Source organism: Burkholderia sp. GbtcB21 (assembly GCF_019091065.1).
Classification (GTDB): Bacteria; Pseudomonadota; Gammaproteobacteria; order Burkholderiales; family Burkholderiaceae; genus Burkholderia; species Burkholderia pyrrocinia_C.
In genome coordinates, this window is sequence record NZ_JAGXKA010000110.1 from 1 (window position 1) to 447 (window position 447).

Sequence of the window (447 nt, forward strand, 5' to 3'; positions counted from 1 at the left end):
CACCGGACTCATCATCATCATCCCCAACGCCAGCAGAACGCTGGAAATCACCAGATCCACCACTACGAAAGGCAGATAGAGGTAAAAACCGATCTTGAACGCGCTTTTGATCTCGCTCAGCGCATAGGCAGGCAGCAAGGCGAAGATGGATGGCTTTTCCTCCGCGGCGGCAGGCGCGGCCACGACGCCGGTCTCGCGTTCGGTCCGTTCGGCCTGCGCCTTCTCGAAAAAGGTGATCAGTTCCGGGTCCGAATATTTGCGCAGGTAGTCTCGATAGCCATCCAGGCCGTTATCGACGAAGCTGCTTAGCGCGGAAACGCTGGTGAAGCTGACCTGCTCCTCCTGGTAGTAGCTGTACACATCCTTGGCGACCGGCAGCATCACGAACATGGGAAGCATCAGCGCGATGCCGTTGTGGGTCAGGTTCGACGGCACCTGCTGCAGGCC

1 pseudogene is annotated in these 447 nt (G+C 58.6%); it reads right to left on the reverse strand.

What is annotated here, in order from left to right:
• A pseudogene (locus tag KVT39_RS36545) lies at nucleotides 1-447 on the reverse strand (EscR/YscR/HrcR family type III secretion system export apparatus protein); the annotation flags it as partial.